This is a genomic window from Thermoplasmatales archaeon, from assembly GCA_014361195.1.
Classification (GTDB): domain Archaea; phylum Thermoplasmatota; class E2; order UBA202; family JdFR-43; genus JACIWB01.
This window is the reverse complement of sequence record JACIWA010000004.1, coordinates 1-18,113: the sequence shown is the minus strand read 5'-3', so window position 1 is coordinate 18,113 and position 18,113 is coordinate 1. Positions and strand designations below refer to the sequence as shown.

General features: G+C 34.3%; 17 protein-coding genes and 2 tRNA genes. 10 read left to right on the top strand and 9 right to left on the bottom strand.

Going from position 1 to position 18,113, the window contains the following annotated elements:
- Positions 1-10: 10 nt before the first annotated feature.
- The 3 genes from H5T44_03620 to nadA are packed head-to-tail and all read right to left on the bottom strand — an operon-like array spanning position 11 to position 3,457.
- Positions 11-1,285 carry a hypothetical protein gene (locus tag H5T44_03620; protein ID MBC7081313.1) on the bottom strand — a complete coding sequence of 425 codons (1,275 nt, stop codon included), beginning with the start codon at positions 1,283-1,285 and terminating at the stop codon, positions 11-13.
- A gap of 47 nt (positions 1,286-1,332) precedes the next feature.
- On the bottom strand, positions 1,333-2,502 hold the full coding sequence (locus H5T44_03615; GenBank protein ID MBC7081312.1) for a hypothetical protein: 1,170 nt from the start codon (positions 2,500-2,502) through the stop codon (positions 1,333-1,335).
- A 40-nt stretch (positions 2,503-2,542) separates the two neighbouring features.
- Positions 2,543-3,457, bottom strand: a complete 915-nt coding sequence (gene nadA / locus H5T44_03610; protein ID MBC7081311.1) for a quinolinate synthase NadA — start codon at positions 3,455-3,457, stop codon at positions 2,543-2,545.
- Between the two features lie 72 nt (positions 3,458-3,529).
- Between nadA and H5T44_03605 the strand changes: the two genes are divergently transcribed.
- From H5T44_03605 to rimI, 5 genes are read left to right on the top strand one after another with little or no spacing between them, the layout of a single operon-like run.
- A complete protein-coding gene (locus H5T44_03605) occupies positions 3,530-3,757 on the top strand; it encodes a hypothetical protein (GenBank protein MBC7081310.1) in 228 nt (75 codons plus the stop codon).
- Between the two features lie 41 nt (positions 3,758-3,798).
- Positions 3,799-4,566 (top strand): aspartate dehydrogenase, encoded by a 768-nt coding sequence (locus tag H5T44_03600; GenBank protein ID MBC7081309.1) that lies wholly within the window; start codon positions 3,799-3,801, stop codon positions 4,564-4,566.
- Entirely contained in the window at positions 4,563-5,138 is a 576-nt protein-coding gene (locus H5T44_03595; GenBank protein ID MBC7081308.1) for a hypothetical protein, read from the top strand. Before H5T44_03600 ends, H5T44_03595 begins: the two co-directional genes overlap by 4 nt.
- Positions 5,123-5,977, top strand: a complete 855-nt coding sequence (locus H5T44_03590) for a 4Fe-4S binding protein (GenBank protein ID MBC7081307.1) — start codon at positions 5,123-5,125, stop codon at positions 5,975-5,977. The genes H5T44_03595 and H5T44_03590 overlap by 16 nt, the downstream gene beginning before the upstream one ends.
- Positions 5,968-6,399, top strand: coding sequence for a ribosomal protein S18-alanine N-acetyltransferase (rimI, locus tag H5T44_03585; GenBank protein MBC7081306.1), 432 nt, complete (start codon positions 5,968-5,970; stop codon positions 6,397-6,399). Before H5T44_03590 ends, rimI begins: the two co-directional genes overlap by 10 nt.
- A gap of 68 nt (positions 6,400-6,467) precedes the next feature.
- Here rimI and H5T44_03580 read toward each other — a convergent pair whose 3' ends face one another.
- From H5T44_03580 to H5T44_03565, 4 genes are read right to left on the bottom strand one after another with little or no spacing between them, the layout of a single operon-like run.
- Positions 6,468-8,396 carry an Ig-like domain-containing protein gene (locus H5T44_03580; GenBank protein ID MBC7081305.1) on the bottom strand — a complete coding sequence of 643 codons (1,929 nt, stop codon included), beginning with the start codon at positions 8,394-8,396 and terminating at the stop codon, positions 6,468-6,470.
- A 10-nt stretch (positions 8,397-8,406) separates the two neighbouring features.
- Positions 8,407-8,793 carry a hypothetical protein gene (locus H5T44_03575; protein ID MBC7081304.1) on the bottom strand — a complete coding sequence of 129 codons (387 nt, stop codon included), beginning with the start codon at positions 8,791-8,793 and terminating at the stop codon, positions 8,407-8,409.
- On the bottom strand, positions 8,790-9,476 hold the full coding sequence (locus H5T44_03570) for a PKD domain-containing protein (protein MBC7081303.1): 687 nt from the start codon (positions 9,474-9,476) through the stop codon (positions 8,790-8,792). The genes H5T44_03575 and H5T44_03570 overlap by 4 nt, the downstream gene beginning before the upstream one ends.
- Positions 9,477-9,480: 4 nt before the next feature.
- A complete protein-coding gene (locus H5T44_03565; protein MBC7081302.1) occupies positions 9,481-10,899 on the bottom strand; it encodes a PKD domain-containing protein in 1,419 nt (472 codons plus the stop codon).
- Between the two features lie 250 nt (positions 10,900-11,149).
- Between H5T44_03565 and H5T44_03560 the strand changes: the two genes are divergently transcribed.
- Entirely contained in the window at positions 11,150-12,193 is a 1,044-nt protein-coding gene (locus H5T44_03560; GenBank protein ID MBC7081301.1) for a hypothetical protein, read from the top strand.
- Here H5T44_03560 and H5T44_03555 read toward each other — a convergent pair.
- Positions 12,170-13,798 (bottom strand): phenylalanine--tRNA ligase subunit beta, encoded by a 1,629-nt coding sequence (locus H5T44_03555; protein ID MBC7081300.1) that lies wholly within the window; start codon positions 13,796-13,798, stop codon positions 12,170-12,172. The genes H5T44_03560 and H5T44_03555 overlap by 24 nt on opposite strands.
- Before the next feature lie 98 nt (positions 13,799-13,896).
- Here H5T44_03555 and H5T44_03550 point away from each other — a divergent pair.
- The 4 genes from H5T44_03550 (at position 13,897) to H5T44_03535 (ending at position 16,900) form a co-directional block, all read left to right on the top strand.
- Positions 13,897-14,038: transfer RNA gene (locus H5T44_03550), tRNA-Trp, on the top strand.
- A gap of 17 nt (positions 14,039-14,055) precedes the next feature.
- Positions 14,056-14,247 carry a hypothetical protein gene (locus H5T44_03545; protein MBC7081299.1) on the top strand — a complete coding sequence of 64 codons (192 nt, stop codon included), beginning with the start codon at positions 14,056-14,058 and terminating at the stop codon, positions 14,245-14,247.
- Complete coding sequence (locus H5T44_03540) at positions 14,244-16,769, top strand: hypothetical protein (GenBank protein MBC7081298.1); 2,526 nt, start codon at positions 14,244-14,246, stop codon at positions 16,767-16,769. The genes H5T44_03545 and H5T44_03540 overlap by 4 nt, the downstream gene beginning before the upstream one ends.
- A gap of 35 nt (positions 16,770-16,804) precedes the next feature.
- A tRNA-Thr gene (locus tag H5T44_03535) sits at positions 16,805-16,900 on the top strand.
- A 290-nt stretch (positions 16,901-17,190) separates the two neighbouring features.
- Here the strand turns inward: H5T44_03535 and H5T44_03530 are convergent.
- Positions 17,191-18,113: peptidase C25 (locus H5T44_03530; GenBank protein MBC7081297.1), on the bottom strand; the 923-nt coding region annotated here is incomplete at its 5' end.

Genomic DNA, 18,113 nt, shown 5'->3' with positions numbered 1-18,113 from the left:
CTAACTTTCTTTATCCTCCCAAAACTATTACTTCATTTTTTACTTCTTCTTTTTCATTTTTTCCTATTGCTTTTAAAATATGAATCCCTTGAGGAAAATTGATGGTGAGACGAATGTCTCCTATGCCTTTATAGATAATTTCATCATCTAAATAGAGAATATTCTCAGAGGTATTTATTGCCTTGCAGAATATATTTGAAGCGCCAATTACAATTGTATTCTGGCTATAAACTATTTTTCTTCCATTTAAATAAATCCCATATCTTGGCTCTTCTATAATAATGCATGTATTGCTTGCGGGAGAAATTTCAAAATTTCCAGCCCATGCAACCGCTCTTCTCAAAATCCACCAGTTGTAGCTTATCTCACTTGAATTATTGCTCACCCAGTTATAAATAAACCAGGTAAAAGGAGAAAGTTTTTCATGAACAGGAAATTCTTCAACATATCCATCAAAAAATGTTTCTCTCTCTGGATGAGGGCCAAATAGAACAACTTTCCCCTTGCCATAGGTAGTTGAAATTACCGCATACTGTCCCTTTATATCAGTGGTGATATTTTTATAAGGAATCCATCCTCCCGCCCATCTCCAGTAATGCAATGGTGCCACTTCCATCGGCTCTTCTATATATGTAGCGAGAGGAACTATTTTTCCAAATTTCTCATCTTTTAGATTTGCTTCATACATTCCTGGCCCTCCCCAGTATCTTATACTTCTCTCCTCACCATAAAATCCGCTGAATATTGGATTTTCACTGAAATTTATGTAAATCTTTAAAGGCACACCTCCATATCTCCAGTTGGAGCGCCATAAATACTGCCATTCTTCATATTGCTCATCATTTACATAAACATTTGCTATCTTGAGCAAGAAAGGATTAAGAACAATATTTATATCCATGCCATCAAATCCAACACTTGCAAGATTTGCCCCTCCACATATTCCAATATACCCTCCACCATTTTCAACAAATTTCCTCACTTCATTCCTCCATCTCGCATCAATCGCATCCAGATAGGGGCGGGCGATGCCTGGAATAACAAGAACATCATATTGCGATAATTTCCCGTTTATTACATCCTTCCTAGTTATTATTTCAGATGAAATTTTATATTTTTCTCCACTGTGAATCCAGCTATATTCAATTGCATCTTTTATTTCTTCCGCATATCTTTTAACTCCTGAAAAATATATTGCAACATTTATTTCATTTTCTTCATCGCCATTAGCGAGGATTATGAAAAGCATGGAAATTATTAAGCATTGAGCTATCAGGCATCGCATAATCGCGCGCATGAGTATAATTTAAAATCTTTTTAAATAATTTTCATTTACATCATATTTTCAATATTTTTTTCAAGCCTTTTCAACTTTCCATCAATAACTTCAATCATATGATTGGCTATATCCCTCAATATTTCCAGATATTCATCACTTACAAATATCCTCCCATCTTTCCCAATTGGAACATCTATTCTTTCACTGCTCAAAATTTCAACAATAAATCTTCCATTGAAATTTTTTATTGAGGAATATTTAAACCCGCTATTATTTGCTATGCTCAAAATTTTTTTTGCATTCTCTATCGAAATTGTCGAAATATGGAAAATCGGGGATTGAACCAAAAACCATATCTCTCCCTTTTTTGCTTTTTTAATTGCATTTCTTAAATCTTTTTCATCAATTTTATCATGCCATTTCCCTAGGAAGCGAGCATTTCTTTTCATTCCAAAATGAGGTACTTCTATAATTACTATCCTTCCCGCACAACTGCTTGTTGTAAAAAAATCCTCTTTCTTATTTATCTTCTCCACTATTGGTAAAACTTTCTCATCCACTTTTTCTTTTTCAATTGCCTCTTCCAGAGCTTTTATTGCCCTCCCTCTTGTATAAATAAATTTATCTCTATGTTTATGAGCCATGTGCAATATATCCTTAAATTCCCCTCTTCTTATTGCAATTGTTCCAAATATAGCTATAATTATCCCCGCTAAGAGATCAGCAATTAAATCACCCATTGTATTATCCAAGCTTATTTGGGATGCGGAATAACCAAAGAAAAACTTATCATAAAAAAATTCAGCAATTTCCCATAGCCCCCCTATTGCAAGACTGAAAATTATAATAAAAAACATCATTGTCAAGGAATCCATATAAAGGCGGGGAGAAAAAACAGTCAAAATATAAACAACCATAAGAGCAAAAAAAGAAATAATAGCGGACACAATAAAGTGCGCAAATTTATCATAGAAAGGCAGGGAATAAAGGCCAAGCGCCCCACCCCATATATGCAATGATACAGAAAAAACAATAAGGAACTCAAATAACCATGGAAGAGATATTTTCAAATTCCTCTTTATAATTGTTGGCATAAGAGATAAAAATAGACCAACAAAGCATGCAAGAGATTGAGCAAAATAACCTTTATATATGCTGAAAATACCTATAGCAAATATTATTGCTTCTAAAATCCTTGATAATATCAACCCTTTAATTTTCATATTCCGATTGTAATATTTTTAATATTTTATCTTTTACTTTTTAATCTCCTCTCCCTATTTCTATCATTCTTTGAAGTGGCTTCCTTGCATTTTCAATTATATCATCGCTCAATTTTATTTCAGGTTCCATTTTTTCCATACTTCTTAAAACTTTTTCAAGAGTTATTTTTTTCATATTAGAGCAAATAGCTTTTTCCAAACAATAAAAATTCTTTTCAGGCATTTCTTTTTTCATTCTATAACATAATTCCTTTTCTGTTCCAACTATAAATTCCTTTGATTTAGATTCCCTTGCATATTTTATCATTCCTTCAGTGGAAGCAACTTTATTCGCAATATCAATAACATCTTCTTTGCATTCAGGATGAACAATTATTTCCGCAAAAGGATGCTCTTTTTTTATTTTTAATATATCCTCCTTCTCAATATTTACATGCGTCGGGCAGAAGCCTGGCCAGAGATAAATATCTTTATCTTTAACAAATCTTTTAACATATTTCCCTAAATTTTCATCTGGAGTAAATATTACCCCATTTTTCATTTTGCTTACAACTTTTACCGCATTTGAAGAAGTGCAACAAACATCACTGATTGCTTTTACATCCGCTGAAGTATTCACATATGAAACAATCTCATATCCACACTCTTCTTTTTTCTTCAATAAAGATTCAACATCAACCATTTTTGCCATCGGACACATTGCTTGCTTTTCAGGATGAATGACAACTTTTTCTGGATTTAATATTTTTGCGGTTTCTGCCATGAAATCAACTCCACAAAAAATTATTACATTCGCATCTGTTTCTTTTGCTTTCATTGCAAGGGCAAGGGAGTCACCAATAAAATCTGCTATATCCTGTATTTCGGGAAGTTGATAGTTGTGAGCAAGTATAATTGCATTCCTTTTTTCTTTCAATTTTTCTAATTTTTCCACGATATTATATAAAAATGGTATAAATAAAATGCGTTTTTGTAAAAAAAAACAAAAATTGCAAAATATTTAAATATTATTAAGATAATTTCTATTATGAGCTTAAAGGGAGAGGTAATTAAGGCAATGACCTCTCTTATAACAGCTGCCTTTGGACTTGTTGCCGCCCTTGCCTGGAATGGGGCAATTCTTGCAATATTCAAAGCGGTATTTGGTGGGCAGGAATCAATACCCGCGATGCTTGCATATGCAATAATAGTTACGATTATAGCGGTTATAGCAACAATAATGATAGCAAGGTCTGCAGCAAAAATAAAAGAATAAACAGGGATAGTTATTTATATAACAAAATACTATTTGCTTAGATGAAACTGGGCATAATAGGTTGTGGAGCAATAGGAACCGATGTTGCAAGAGCTGCGGATGAAATTGAGGAAATTGAAGAGATTTATCTTTATGATATAATAGAGGAAAAAGCAAAAAATCTTGCGGAAGAGCTTAGAAAAGCAAAATTTGAAAAAGTGGAAAAATTTCTTGATAAGGTAGATTTTGTTTTTGAAGCTGCCTCGCAAAAGGCGGTTTATGAATATGCGGAAAAAATAGTGAGCAAAGGAAAAGATTTGGTAATAATGACAATAGGAGCACTCTTTGATGATGAATTCAGAGAGAGATTGATCAGGAAGGCAAAAGAAGGAAAAGCTAAAATATATCTTCCATCTGGGGCGGTTGCTGGCTTAGATGCAATAAAGGCGGCGAGCATAGGAGGGCTTGATGAAGTTACTCTTGTAACGACAAAAGCACCAGAAGCTTTTGGAATGCATTTTGACAGAAGGACGGTTATTTATGAAGGAAATGCAAGAGAAGCGGTGAAGCATTTTCCGAAGAATATAAATGTTGCAGCTTGCCTCTCTTTAGCGGGCATTGGATTTGATAATACAAAAGTTAAAATTGTAGCGGATCCAGTTATAAAATACAACAGCCACAAGATACTTGCACATGGGAAATTTGGAAGACTGAGAGCGGAAGTGGAAAATCTGCCAAACCCGAAAAATCCCAGCACAAGTTATCTCGCTTCACTTTCCGCAATTGCGGTGCTAAAGAAAATTGTAAATCCATTGCAGATAGGAATATGAAAAAAATATTTCTAGCAATATCAATTATTCTTCTTATTTCAGGAGCATATACAAGATATAAAAAAACAAAGGAGCTGAATGAAATGGTCTGTCAGGGATGCATTGCAATAATTTCAAAATCTCAAAAATTTGAGGAATTTTGGATTGAATATCCTCATGGCTATGGAATGAGTGGCATACCATCCCATCCCCAATGGGCTTTAAATTATTCAAAAGATAAAGTTTTGATGATTTTCTTCTATGGCCCCGCTTGTGAGCCGTGCAACCAGCAATGGGAAGAAATGAAGAAAGCGGGCATGGTGGAAGGAAATGAAAAAGATGGAAAATTCAGCGAAAATTTTAGTTATGCCATTCTTTTCACAATAGACATATCTGATGACAGAGAAGACACAATAATAGTTTATAATTCAAAAAGATCGGTTCCAACAACAGTAATAATGTTCGAAAAAAATGATAAAATCTACTGGTATTCCTTTTCCGGCCCACCTGACGGAAAAGGAGGAAGACCCTCAATAGAGGAACTAAAAAATATACTGGAAAGAGCAAGGGATGAAAAATGGTCTGCAATTTAAATTGCCATTCCTGTCCATTTGCTTATATATGCATTCCTCTCGCAATCGCCTCATTTTTTGCCTTAAAAAAATCCTCTGGCTTGCAGAAAAAAAGATTCGCCTCTCAAATTTCATTCCTCCTGATAAGCAACCTTTCCTTCATTTTTGGAGCGACTGGCCTGATTTATTCATATTTTTATTGCTGGGAAAGCCCTTTTGCGCTTGCCGCCTGCCCGATCGGGGTGCTTGAGCATGCATTTGCGGACAGGGCTTTTTATCTTTTGATATATCTTTTTGGAGTGATTTTTACTGTCAGCATTGTTTTTGGAAGGGGTGCATGTGGATGGGCGTGTCCAATTGGGTTTTTGCAGGATCTGGTTAAGGGAAAAAGGGTGGAAAGGAAGGATAAGAAATTTAGATATGCTAAATATTTAATTCTTCTTGCAATTCCATTTGCATGCTTTTTTACAGGAAAACTGGCTTATACTGATATCTGCCCGATAGGTGGTTTAACAGGCACATTGCCATATCTATTAATTAATCCAACAGGTTATACATTCACTATTTTCTTCTATCCAAAAATGATTTTTGTTGCATCCTTTTTAATTCTGATAGTTATCATATCGAGAGGATGGTGTAGATATCTCTGCCCTGTTGGAGCAATGATGGCTTGCTTCAATAAAATAAGCTTTTTGCAGATTAAATATGATGAGGAAAAATGTATAAAATGCTTTAAGTGCTCTCAAGTGTGCCCGATGCAGATAGAAATGCCTTATGAGAATAAGAGCAATGAATGCATAAGATGCGGAAAATGCATTACTTCTTGCCCGAAAAATGCTCTTGAATTTAAATGGCAATAAGAAAATTTGAATACAGGGATTTGGATGCGGTATTAAAAATTGCGAATGAGTCATTTCCAGAAAAATATTCATCGGATTTTTTAATTTATTTGTGGACATCATATCCAGATGGCTTTTTGGTTGCGGAAAAAAATAATGAAGTTGTGGGCTTTATCATAAGCGTGAAGGTTTCAAAAACTGATTTAAGAGTTTTAATGCTCGCGGTAAGCAAAAAGTACAGGAGACAGAGCATAGGAAAATCCCTTTTAAGAGAGCTTGCTATAAGATTTCCAGAAGTAAGAAGAATTTTTCTTGAAGTGAGAGTAGATAATGAAGGAGCGATAAAATTTTATCAAAAAAATGGATTTGCGATAAAAGATATAATTGAAGATTTTTATACAGATGGCTCCCCTGCATATATCATGGAGAAAATTATTTTTTAGGATAAGAATTAAAAAGAAGTGTGAAGAATAGCTAAACCAGAATAGTTTGTTATTATTTTAATTGACCCTTATTTCCTCTTTCTTACCAAATAGAAAATAAGAAAAGAAATTAAGATAAGAGTAAAAGAAAAGGAAGGTGCTTCATTCTTTCTTTCTATTTCTTTTTCAGTTGTGAAGGAAAGAGAGAAATCTTCGATTAAATTTAGCCCTCTTGCATCTTCTGCATTTTTTGAAATATTTATAAAATATTTTTTACCTTTTTCAAATTCAATTTTCAATATTAGCCTGTTTCCATTCCATTCATAAAAAGTTTTTGAAGGAGGATAAACAAACAGATTTTTTTCAACAGAACTCTCATTCATTTTATTGGAAAACTTTATCTCAACTATTTCATGTATCGAAACATTTTCTTCTCCATTAATAATATTTGTTGATAATATGCTCGGGTTTGTTATTGAGAAAGAAAAAGAGTATTCACTGTCCAAAGTATTTCCATTTTTATCCTCCATATATTTTGTTATTTTAACATTGTATTTTCCTGGCACATAATATTTTAAATAAATGAGAAGTAAAGAATCATTCTCTTTCCATTCATATGTAAATGGAATAAATGGCTCTATCCTTATTGCATTATGAAGGATTGTATTCATCTGTTTCGAGAATTTAATTTTTATAAATTCATATAGCTCACTATCAAATGGCTCAACATAAACAATTTCTGGGGAAATAATATCCGCTGGAGATGTTTTAAATGAAAAATAAAATTCAGCCATTTTTTGACCACTTGTGCGGGATGCATTCTTTATTTTTATAGTATAAGTAGTTTCATGCTCCAAATAAGGTTTTAAAATCAACTCTTTTTCATTTTTCCATTCTATACTATATGGTGCATTTGGGAATATTTCTATTTCAACGCTTTTATTCATTTCATGAGAAAATTTTATCGTAATCGATGCATGAACAGGAATATTTTCTGATTTATTTTCTGGATAATGATAAACAACTTTTGGAGGAGATGTATCCACTGAAAACCTGTAGGATATTTCGCTTATCTGCCCTATATTATCTTTCCCTCTCAAAAAAAATTCATATTCTCCATCGCTTAAATTATATTCAACTCTTTTAACATAGCTCCACTCACTCCAATCCCCGTCATTTAACTTATAAGAATAAAGAATTTCACCCTCATCTTCCCCACTCCACTCAAAAGACACATTTCTATAACCCCAAACTTCCTCTGGCTTTTTCAAAAAATACAAGGCGGGTGGCGCATCCTCCGCTGGCGGGCTGGCAACACATGCATCCACGAAGTGCGCAGAAAAGGGATGTGTGTTAGTTGGGGGGTATGAATATCTTGTTTCTGATTGATTGCTGAAAACAACCGCTATTGCCATCACATTCTCTTTGCTTGTTGGCTCATTCCAGTTTGCATTTATTTTCATTCTTCCGTTTTTTTCTATGCTAATCCTATCCTTGAAAGCATATCCAAGGAGGGCAAAATGAAATGGATTTCCTTTTGCATCTTTCCATCTCGATAATGGCTCAACAACATAAACCTTTAGATAACCTTCGTAAATTCTATCTTCGCCATTTTCTATTTCGAGAGAGATATTTAGCCTGCTATCTCTCCATATAACCCTCATTGAAATTTTTATATTTGCTCTTTTCCTTTCTATAGATTTCTCAATCGCATTTATATAATCTGATTTACTCTTTTTACCAAAAATAACTTCATAACCTCCATCAAAAAATAAGGTCGGATAGCCATAAACATTGTATTCATTCACCCTTTCATTTGCATCACTGTTTTTATCCGCTACAAGCGAAACAAAATAAAAGGGATACTGGCGGGAATTATAAATTTCATAAATAATCTCACTCACATCAGGGCAGGCGGTGCAGGTTGTTGTAGTTGCTTCCTCGCAAAAAACAAAGGCATTTGCCCTGACTATGAAAATTAAGGGAATCAAGCAAAGCAATGCCAGATATTTTTTCATGCTAATGAATTTATTTTCTAATTTTAATTTTTGCCATTATTAAAATAGCTATCGAGAACAAAATAATTTCAAACCCTGGAGTACTTTTACTTTTTACCTTTATAAAAGCTTCCTTAACAACATTTCCATCAACAATTACCGCAATTTCATAATCCCCTTCATTTGTAGCATTGAATTTTGCAACCCATTTCCCATTTTCATATTTCATGTTTTCATAAAAGCATGTCTCTTCAGTTGGACAATATTTAAGCTTTACTACACTTGTACTTGTTACATTCTCTATTTCCGCATATACTGTTACAACATCTCCAACTCCCGGATTTGCTGGCTCCCAGGTAACATTTACTGCAGATGCAAAAGAAGAAAAAAGGAGGAGGAAAAGAATCGCTTTCTTCATATTTTCACCTTATAAAGCACTATTTCATCCCTGTATTCATCCCATGCAGAAGTGTATCCCTTGACAATTATCTGGGTAAATTTCTCATCTATAACATCATTGTTATCATAATCCTCACTCCATCCCCACTCAAAAGGTCTCTCTTTATCAGTGTGCATCACCTTCAACCCGCACCCGCAGGCCATTGGAAGCAGGAAATCAACAACCTGGATATCTGATGTCGCATATACTTCTACATTTATTTTCCCTATTACAATTTGCCCTATTACTGGAATCACCTTTATTCCAAAGATATATATTCCATTCCTGGGCTTTGTTATTCTACAAGATGAAAGTGTTTTTGGCATGCTTACTTGCAAGGTTGCTGGCTCACTCTTTGCCCCATGCTCATCTGTTGCTGTCACAGTGATTACATATGTACCTTTTTCCTGCCATGTATGCTTTGCTTCATATGGCTGACCAGAATTTACATATGGTGTGCAGAATTCATTTTCATCTCCCCAATTGAAGCAATAGAATATTCTATCTCCATCCGGGTCATTTGCAACCGCTGTAAAAGTATATTCTTTTCCCGCTTCACCACTTGTTGGCCCATTCACTGTTGGTTTCTCTGGTGGATTGTTTGAAATTACTAATCCAGAAAAAACAAGCATTCCTACTATAAATATTGCAAGCTTCTTCATGCTCTCATATATTTATTACATATAGATAAATTTGCTCTTCCGCATAGTTTCCATTTGCATCATATGCGCCTATTATGAGAGTATGACTTCCAAAAGTTCCATCATATAAGCATTCATAGGGTGGGTCATAGTCATCAAGCAACACTTCTCCACAAACTGTGAAAATAACATTTTTAACTCCAGAGTCATCCGTAACATTTGCTTTCAAAGTTATTTTTCCAATAACTATTGCGGTTTCTATTGGCAGTGATATTATTTCTCTATCAAATATATAGAGGTACCCTTTCTTTGGTTTCTCAACAACTATTTGTGGAGGTGTTACATCTCCCATCTCAAGATTTTCTATAGTAACATTTATTCTCACAATAGTACCACACTCACATCCAGTAAGCCAATCAACCTTAAGCCATAAATTTAAATCATGAACATCTTGACCCATGCAATAGCTTATTGCATTTTCATATGTTGCTTCATTGCTTATTCCCCCGACGATTACCTTTCTCCCTCCATCAAAGAAGGCGGTTGGGTATCCATAAAGATTATAATCATTTTTCAGCCTATTGTAAGCAACACTATTAACATCTCCTATCATTGAAACATAGTAGAGAGGATATTTATGCTTATCAAAAATGCTTTTCAACGCTCCTCCCATCGCTGGGCAATATGGGCAATATGTTGCGGTCGCCACCTCTATAAAAACAGTATGGGTAGTCTCATCATTTCTTATATTGCTCCCCTCCGCCCCGGGCGTTGCGGCAGCGCAAGCATCAATATAATATGCATTAAATGGGTTTCTGCTCGGAGGATATGCATATCCTTTGTGAGGCGATGGGTTGAATAGAGCAGCTATTACCATTATATTGTCTTCCTTTACATCCGGATAATTTGATTGAGATGGAACCCAGTCCACTTCTATATTTGTTTTTTCCATATAGGGAACATTAACATTTCCATCATAAGCAAACTCAAGGAAACCAAAATTGTATGGATTTTTGTTGTAATCGTTCCATCTCGACTTTGGTTCAACAATATATATTCTCAATCTTCCACTATATCCAATGCTCTGGCTCTTAGGCATGCTTACTTGCAAGGTTGCTGGCTCACTCTTTGCCCCATGCTCATCTGTTGCTGTCACAGTGATTACATATGTACCTTTTTCCTGCCATGTATGCTTTGCTTCATATGGCTGACCAGAATTTACATATGGTGTGCAGAATTCATTTTCATCTCCCCAATTGAAGCAATAGAATATTCTATCTCCATCCGGGTCATTTGCAACCGCTGTAAAAGTATATTCTTTTCCCGCTTCACCACTTGTTGGCCCATTCACTGTTGGTTTCTCTGGTGGATTGTTTGAAATTACTAATCCAGAAAAAACAAGCATTCCTACTATAAATATTGCAAGCTTCTTCATATTTATCACCACTGGTAAATAATTATTTATATTAAAATTTTTGCTAGTTTTAATTTTTCCAAATAAGTTGATAAAATATATGGAAGGACAGGCCAAAAAAGCATCTTTTGGGAGGGGATGGGATGCCTTTGCAACCAGCCTATCCTTCCAAAATTATAGAAAAAAACAATATATATTTATTTCGTTTTTTTATTTTCCATGGCAATTGTTAGCATTTATCATCAATGCAAACTTTTTTAATTGATTTGATATAGCAAATATGGAAAATGAGGAAATAAAACTTACGGAATTTGATGAGAAAAAATTCAAGGAAAAAGAAAGAAAAAAGGCAAAAATATATTTTGTATCCTTTATATTTGGAATTATAATGGCAATTTTATGCACCTTCTTCTGGATCAATTTACCCATGAACATAAGATGGCCTCTATGTTTTTTACTCGGGATCGCTTCAGTCGGTTTCCTAGCAAAATTATTTCAAATAGTTAAACTGGATATCAAAAATTTTAATAAAAAAGACTGGATTTCTTCCATCTTTTATTATTTCCTAACCTGGTTAGCATTTTTTATACTTTTTATAAATCCCCCATTCTACGATGCTTCTCCTCCAAAAATAGAAATAATTGCACTGCCAGAATTACAACAAGAAAATGGGACAATAACTATTTTTGCCCATGTAACAGATAATTTATATGTAAAAGATGTTATAATAAATCTGTCCGGAAAAGAATACGAAATGGAGAAAGGCAACAATTCAATTTATTCATATAATATAAGTTACCCAGTAGAGAACTATACAGTCATTGCAAGAGATAAAAACAATAATGAAGGGAAATATGAAGGAAAAGTTAGGTATAAAAATGATTTAATAAAATTAAGTGGCAAAGAGGTTTTAAATTCTTCAGATGAAATCGAGATAATGGTTTATAAAAATATAAGTAAAAAAGGTTTTAGGGTATTCTACAAAATTAATGGTAAGGAAATAAATGCAACAAAAACTGGAGAAAAGGGTGATTATTTAATTTATTCCACTTCTCCTGTATATGAAGGGTGGAAGAAGAATTCAATAACCGACATTGAAGTATTTGTGGAAGTAATTCATTACTTCCCGGGTATAAACTCCCCTTGCTCAAACAAAATATATGGCGGGAAATATTCCTTCCAAACCACAGACGATGAAATAATAGGAAGAGAAGCATCACCGATCCCAACAGATTTGCCCCGCCCCGAGCCCCTCAGGACGCCAGGCTTCGGAATTGCTTTATTGTTAATCGCCTTTGCACTATTTCTTAGAAAGAAGAAATGAGGCATCAATTTCGAAGGCAATTATTGGGTAAGAAAGTTCAAAATTGCATATAACAGATGGCTTTATTTCTCCAAAGTAACCAACTTCCTTCCCTTCCCAAAGCAAGGAAGCGCATCTCCCGTCTATGAAAGAAGGATGCTTTTTTTCTTCTAGCTCCATATTCTTGCCAAAATTTCTCAAAATGGCTTCAACAATTGATTTACACTCGCTGAAATTTGCTCTGGCGTCTATTTTCACTCCCGCCAATAGAGTTTTTTGCTCTATTTTTTTATTCTTTATTTTAATAACATCCCCTACTTCGTATATCTGCTGTGGCAAATCGTGGTGTTTATTTTTTGAAAGAATGTCAAGCAATGAAGGAATTAATGACTGCCTAACTATTTCATGCTCACTTGAAATTGGATTTTCCATTTCAACCGCATTTCCATCAATTTCCATCTTTCTAAATTCTTTATCTTTGCCAGAGAGGTTTAATGTTAAAATTTCATTAAAACCCAAACCAATCATTGTAAGATGCAGTTTTTCATTAGAAAAAGAAGAGCCAAATGTAAGCGACTTTGGCAATGTTTCAACGAATTTCTCATATCCATAACCTTTGGCTATATCCTCAATTATATCAATTTTGTGCAGAATATCTATCCTCCAAGGAGGAGAGGAAACAACTATTTTATCTCCTTCAAAATATGCTTCATGTCCCATTTTTTCTAATGCTTCAATAATTCTTTCTTTTTCATCTAAACCCAGCAATCTTTTTATATATTCAATCTCAACTTCATTTTTTGAATTTTCAAATTCTGGAGTGTGTTTTTCAACCTCATCCTCTATTTTAATCTGATAAATTTTTCCTCCTCTTTCCGCAAGAGAAGTAGATATTATTATTAGGGCATTTCTTACCGCTTTTTCTTCAGTTCCGGTAACATCTATAAATACGTTTTTTGTTTCTTCAGTAACCGCTGTTAGCTGACCATTTATAATAGGTGGAAATGATAGGATATTCTCATATCTATCAACTATTATTGGATATAATTCTTTTCCTTCCAATAAATGTGCATAGGCAATGCCTTTTTCATGTTTCATGAGGATTTCCCTGAGATTCATTTCTTCCTCACTTGCAAGAGGGACAAATCTTATTTCATCTGGCTTAACTCCTTTATAAACAAAAGGTGGCTGGACTTTATCAAAATCATGCACACCTATAGCAACTTTTTTTCTATTTTTCCCTACAGAAAAATGAAGTTTTTCCTGCAATTCCATCAAGGATGCTATTGATTCGCTATTGAATTTTATATTCTTTATTAAACATCCCATTATGCAAGGGCGCACATTTTTAACACTTTTTTCAACTTTTAAAACAATATCAGATTTTTCTATTCTATATTTTTTTAATCCCCTCTCTATCCCAAAAAAACTTCTTAGAGATCTTGCAATTCCTTCAACACTTAGCATATCTGGGCGATCTGGAAAAATCTCTATTGAAATTTCATCTCCTTCAACTTTTTCTATATTTAATCCCATATCCGAAATTTTTTCCAATGCTTCTTCTCTCTCTAATTTCCCTCCAATAAGTTCAATTAAATCATTGCAATTTATAGTTATAACTGGCATATCCAAATAATCAAAAAAGGATATATCTTTTTTTTGATTTCAATTTTTGATTTCATTTCCGTAAAAAATTTAAATATCAAAGTGATACTACGAATTGTGGGAGCATGGTGTAGCCAGGGATCATTGCGGGCTCCAGTTATGGGGATGATTTAAAGAGGGTCATCCGAAAAGTGAGGAATAACTGGAGCGATGACCCATAGAAGAGACCCGCCGACCTGGGTTCAAATCCCAGTGCTCCCACTTTAAGAGTGATAAAAATGAAAATAAATGCGAGAATAATATTCTGTTTGCTTGTAATATTGGCAGGGGTAGCTTACTATATACTATGGAATCTTAAATATAATGCATGGAGTGACATAGGTATATATTCGGTGAGTGTCTTCTTCATCGGCTTTGGATTTCTTGGTTTGCTATACAGCATTATTAAGACAGAAAGAGAAAAAACATGAAAAAAATTCTTGTTTTTGCAATAATCCTCATTATTTTTCCTAACAACTTTAGTGTCGGGCATACTGAAAACAGAGAGGCATTTACTGTAATAGTAAGTGATGAAAATCCTTTCTATGCATTAATTGCTACACCTATTGCAATTTTTTATGATAAAAATATTCATGTTAAGCCATTGCTAGTTGAAAACTTCTCTAATCCTTCTACTGCAATTGAAAGATTCAAAAAGTTATATGGGGTAGAGAATGCTGTAATAATTTCAAATAAGGATGTTGTGGATGCGAGCATTTATATTTCAAAAATGTGGCAGAAAAGCGAGGAGGCAATAATAATAAAGAATGATTCCGAAGGATATAAGCTGGGGGTTGCAATTACTTGCCTGGGAAGCTATAAGAACATTCCTATTTTTGTCGTAAATAAAATTGAGGAAATAAAGGAGAGATTGAAAGAGTTAGGAGTAAAAAGGACCTATATATGTGGTGACATAGATGGCTATGGAGATTTCATAAAATTTGAAAGTACAGAAGGGATAAATGAATTCATGATTAAATTTTTAAAGGAGAAATTTGGAGAAATAAAATACATTGCAATTACAAATCCAATTGATGTAGGGAATGCAAAAGTTATTGAGAAAATTGAATACAATTTTTCGGGAAAGATAAACTCAGGAAGCACTTTACATGGATTTAATATTTTAAAATCTGGCTTCAATTATTCTTCAACCCATATTTTTAAAGTCCCATACAATGATTTTGCAATTATTAGAGTAGAATTAGTAAACAGAGATAGTGAAGATGTTGAGAAATGGGGCGACAGGCTATTTCTCCATTTATCGGCGACTGACAATATAACTTTCGTCTACGCTTCCACTGCGGGAGGAATTCCAGAAATAGATGAAAATGGAAGAATAACATTAGATAAATTAACTTATCAAACATGCGTCTATAACTCGCCTGGCGAATACAAGGCGGAAGTAATAGGTACATGGATAGTTAAAAGGGAAGGAGAATATGAAATGAAAATAGAAGTAGAAAGGGTTGACAGAGGTAACTTCCCTCTCATGAAAAGTCTGTCTTCTCTTGCTGGGTATGTTGCTTCATATCATAAAGGAATTGTTTTTGCGGATGATTTTTCTTTTGTTGGTGGAGAAAACGTTGATATAAGCGGAGTAATTTATCCCGTATCAAATGAAAAACTTGTTGAGCCTTGCAATAACCATGTTTTAAAAATACATGAAAGAATTAATTCATTGCTTCTAAATATATCTGGAGTAAAAAACTTGGAGGAATTGCAAAAATATTATGCAAAAAATCCAATTCATATTGCAATAATAGGAGATACAACAATGGTTCCAATGTTTTATTATTACAACCCAGATAGTGATTATGTATCTGGACAGGGAACCGCTAGTGATTTTATATATGGAAATATTGACCCGAATCCAAATGATTTAGAAAATGATTCATTTACATATTATCCTTTCCAAGAAAATGCGGTTGGGAGAATAACTGGATATGATGCTCAGGATTGCTCCGCCCTCATTGCTAGAACAATATTTTACAATGAAATAGTAAATAAGTTAGGGGATTGGAAGAATAATGCAACTGTTCAAACTGGTACGGGTATAGAGTTTCAGATGATTCCAATAATTTCTCCTATGATGAATATCCTAAAAAGTTTTATAGGCTTTGGGCCAGTAAGGAATGAGCCAACAAAATTTCCAACGGGTGAGAGCAATTTCATAAATGCGAGGATAAGCAACGATTTCTCAAGAAATGGATTTAATGTTTTTTCAGCAAAAGGGCTTGATGCTCAAAGAGTTGGTTTATTTTTGAAAAGAAAGGGAGGAGAATATCAGCTAAAAAGCAACTATATATTTGCATTTAACCATGGAACATATTATTTATATGAAGCGGGAGATATGCTGGAATTTGATCAATTTGGCCTTGGATTGAAAACAGGATTATCTGGTAAGGGAAGTTTTGATGTTAGGCATATTGTAAATACAGAATATAATCCAAGTGTTGCCTTCATAGAAAGCTGTCTTGTGGGAAAAATAGAAGGACTTATTCCGGAAAATTGTTTGAGTCAGGCGTATATACATGCTGGAGTAAATTCATTTGTTGCATCTACTCGCTACACCGCTGACCCCGGATATCTTGAACCCGGATTAATTTTTAAAGGTTTTGGTATTTATGGATACATAAATGCATCAATTAATCTTAAAATGAATGGAAAATATCCTGATTTACATTTTGGAGCATTGCTTGCAGAAGACTTTATACTGAATTTAATAGAAAATAATACTTCTGTTGGAATTGCCCTGAGAAATGCAAAGAATGCATATCTTCCAAAAGATGCAAACTCAACTTTTCTATGGACACCACCCTTATACTTCTCAGGAGACCCATTTGAAAAAATAAAATGGAATTTTCAACCAAAAGAAACAAATGCTCTTGATAAAAAATATGTTTGCCTTTATGAATTCACTTTATATGGTGACCCCGCTTTCAATCCTTGTTAGAAAAATTTTTTAATCTGGTTTTAATTCCTTTTGAAGCCGGCGTAGCTTAGCGCGGTAGAGCGGCTGACTTGTAAAGAGAGATAAGCTCTCAAGAGATCAGCAGGTCAAGGGTTCAAATCCCTTCGCCGGCTCTTTCTAACATTAGAAATTTTTTAACAAATTCTCTGTAGTGAGCTATATTATCCATACCGCGGAGTGTCTCATATGTTTCCCTTGTTGACCAATTAATCCATATATTTACCATTATTTACCTATTGATTCATTTAGTTTATTTTCAGGTATTACTCCTTTTTTAGCTAAAAAACATATTCTGTTGAAATTTAAAAACACATTAGATAAAGATGCTTCTCTCTTATTATTTTTCATGTTAAAGCCTCAATTATATAGAATTTATTATATTTAAATGTTTCCTCTTTATTCGCTAATATCCTCCCAGCTTTAAGCTTGGATCACCCAGCAAAACCCATTGTTGAACAGTTTTCTCATCTATCCAGTCCCACCCAGCATCAGGGCTCCACCAGCATTCTGGAAGGGTAAATTCCTTAAAGTGGCTTATATAGCTATTTAGGGTTTGAACATAATTTGCTCCCAGGATTTCGTATCTTTTTTCTCCATATTGCCTGAAGAATTCAGATGTTATCCAACCATCACCCGCTCCAACCGTACAAAATTCTCCTTCCCAACCCCATCCATAGCCAGTATTTCCAATGCTTGCTATAGCTCCTCTCTCAGGCAATTTTACTATATACCAGCTCCAGCACTCCGGAACAAGTTGGCCATATGTATGCATCCATATATTTTTACCAAATAAGAGGAGCAGGAAAATATCAAAAACAGTTGGAATTGAGGAAACATTGAACATGCTATTGTGACATCCCCCAACAACAACAACAGGAAGCTTATTATTATTCGATAACTTTTCCATCGGGAAAAACGGGAGCTCGAAAAACGGGAAATAAGGCCTCACTTGCGACACAACAAGCCCCGCTAGCTGGGAGTTTCTCCTATTTCCAGGTATGCCAGGCAGATGATCGCCCCAGAACCCAGGACTTCCATGCCCAGATAAAAACGCAAAACCGCATCCCTGACCGATTCCATTTATAACGTCTTCCATACTCCTAAATTTTCCATTTGATGTCCATAAAATTTCTCTTTCAAAATCTTTAGGCATATAATACAATGCTCCTCCTCTCCCGTTCAAAATCTTTTCTCCAGTAACCCATTCTCCTTCATAATACATCTCTGTATTATTTCTCCAGTCCTCAAAAACAACGCTTCCATTTTCATTTTCAACCCAGACATGAATGCTTGTTAAATTTCCATATGGTTTCGGGTCATAAGATT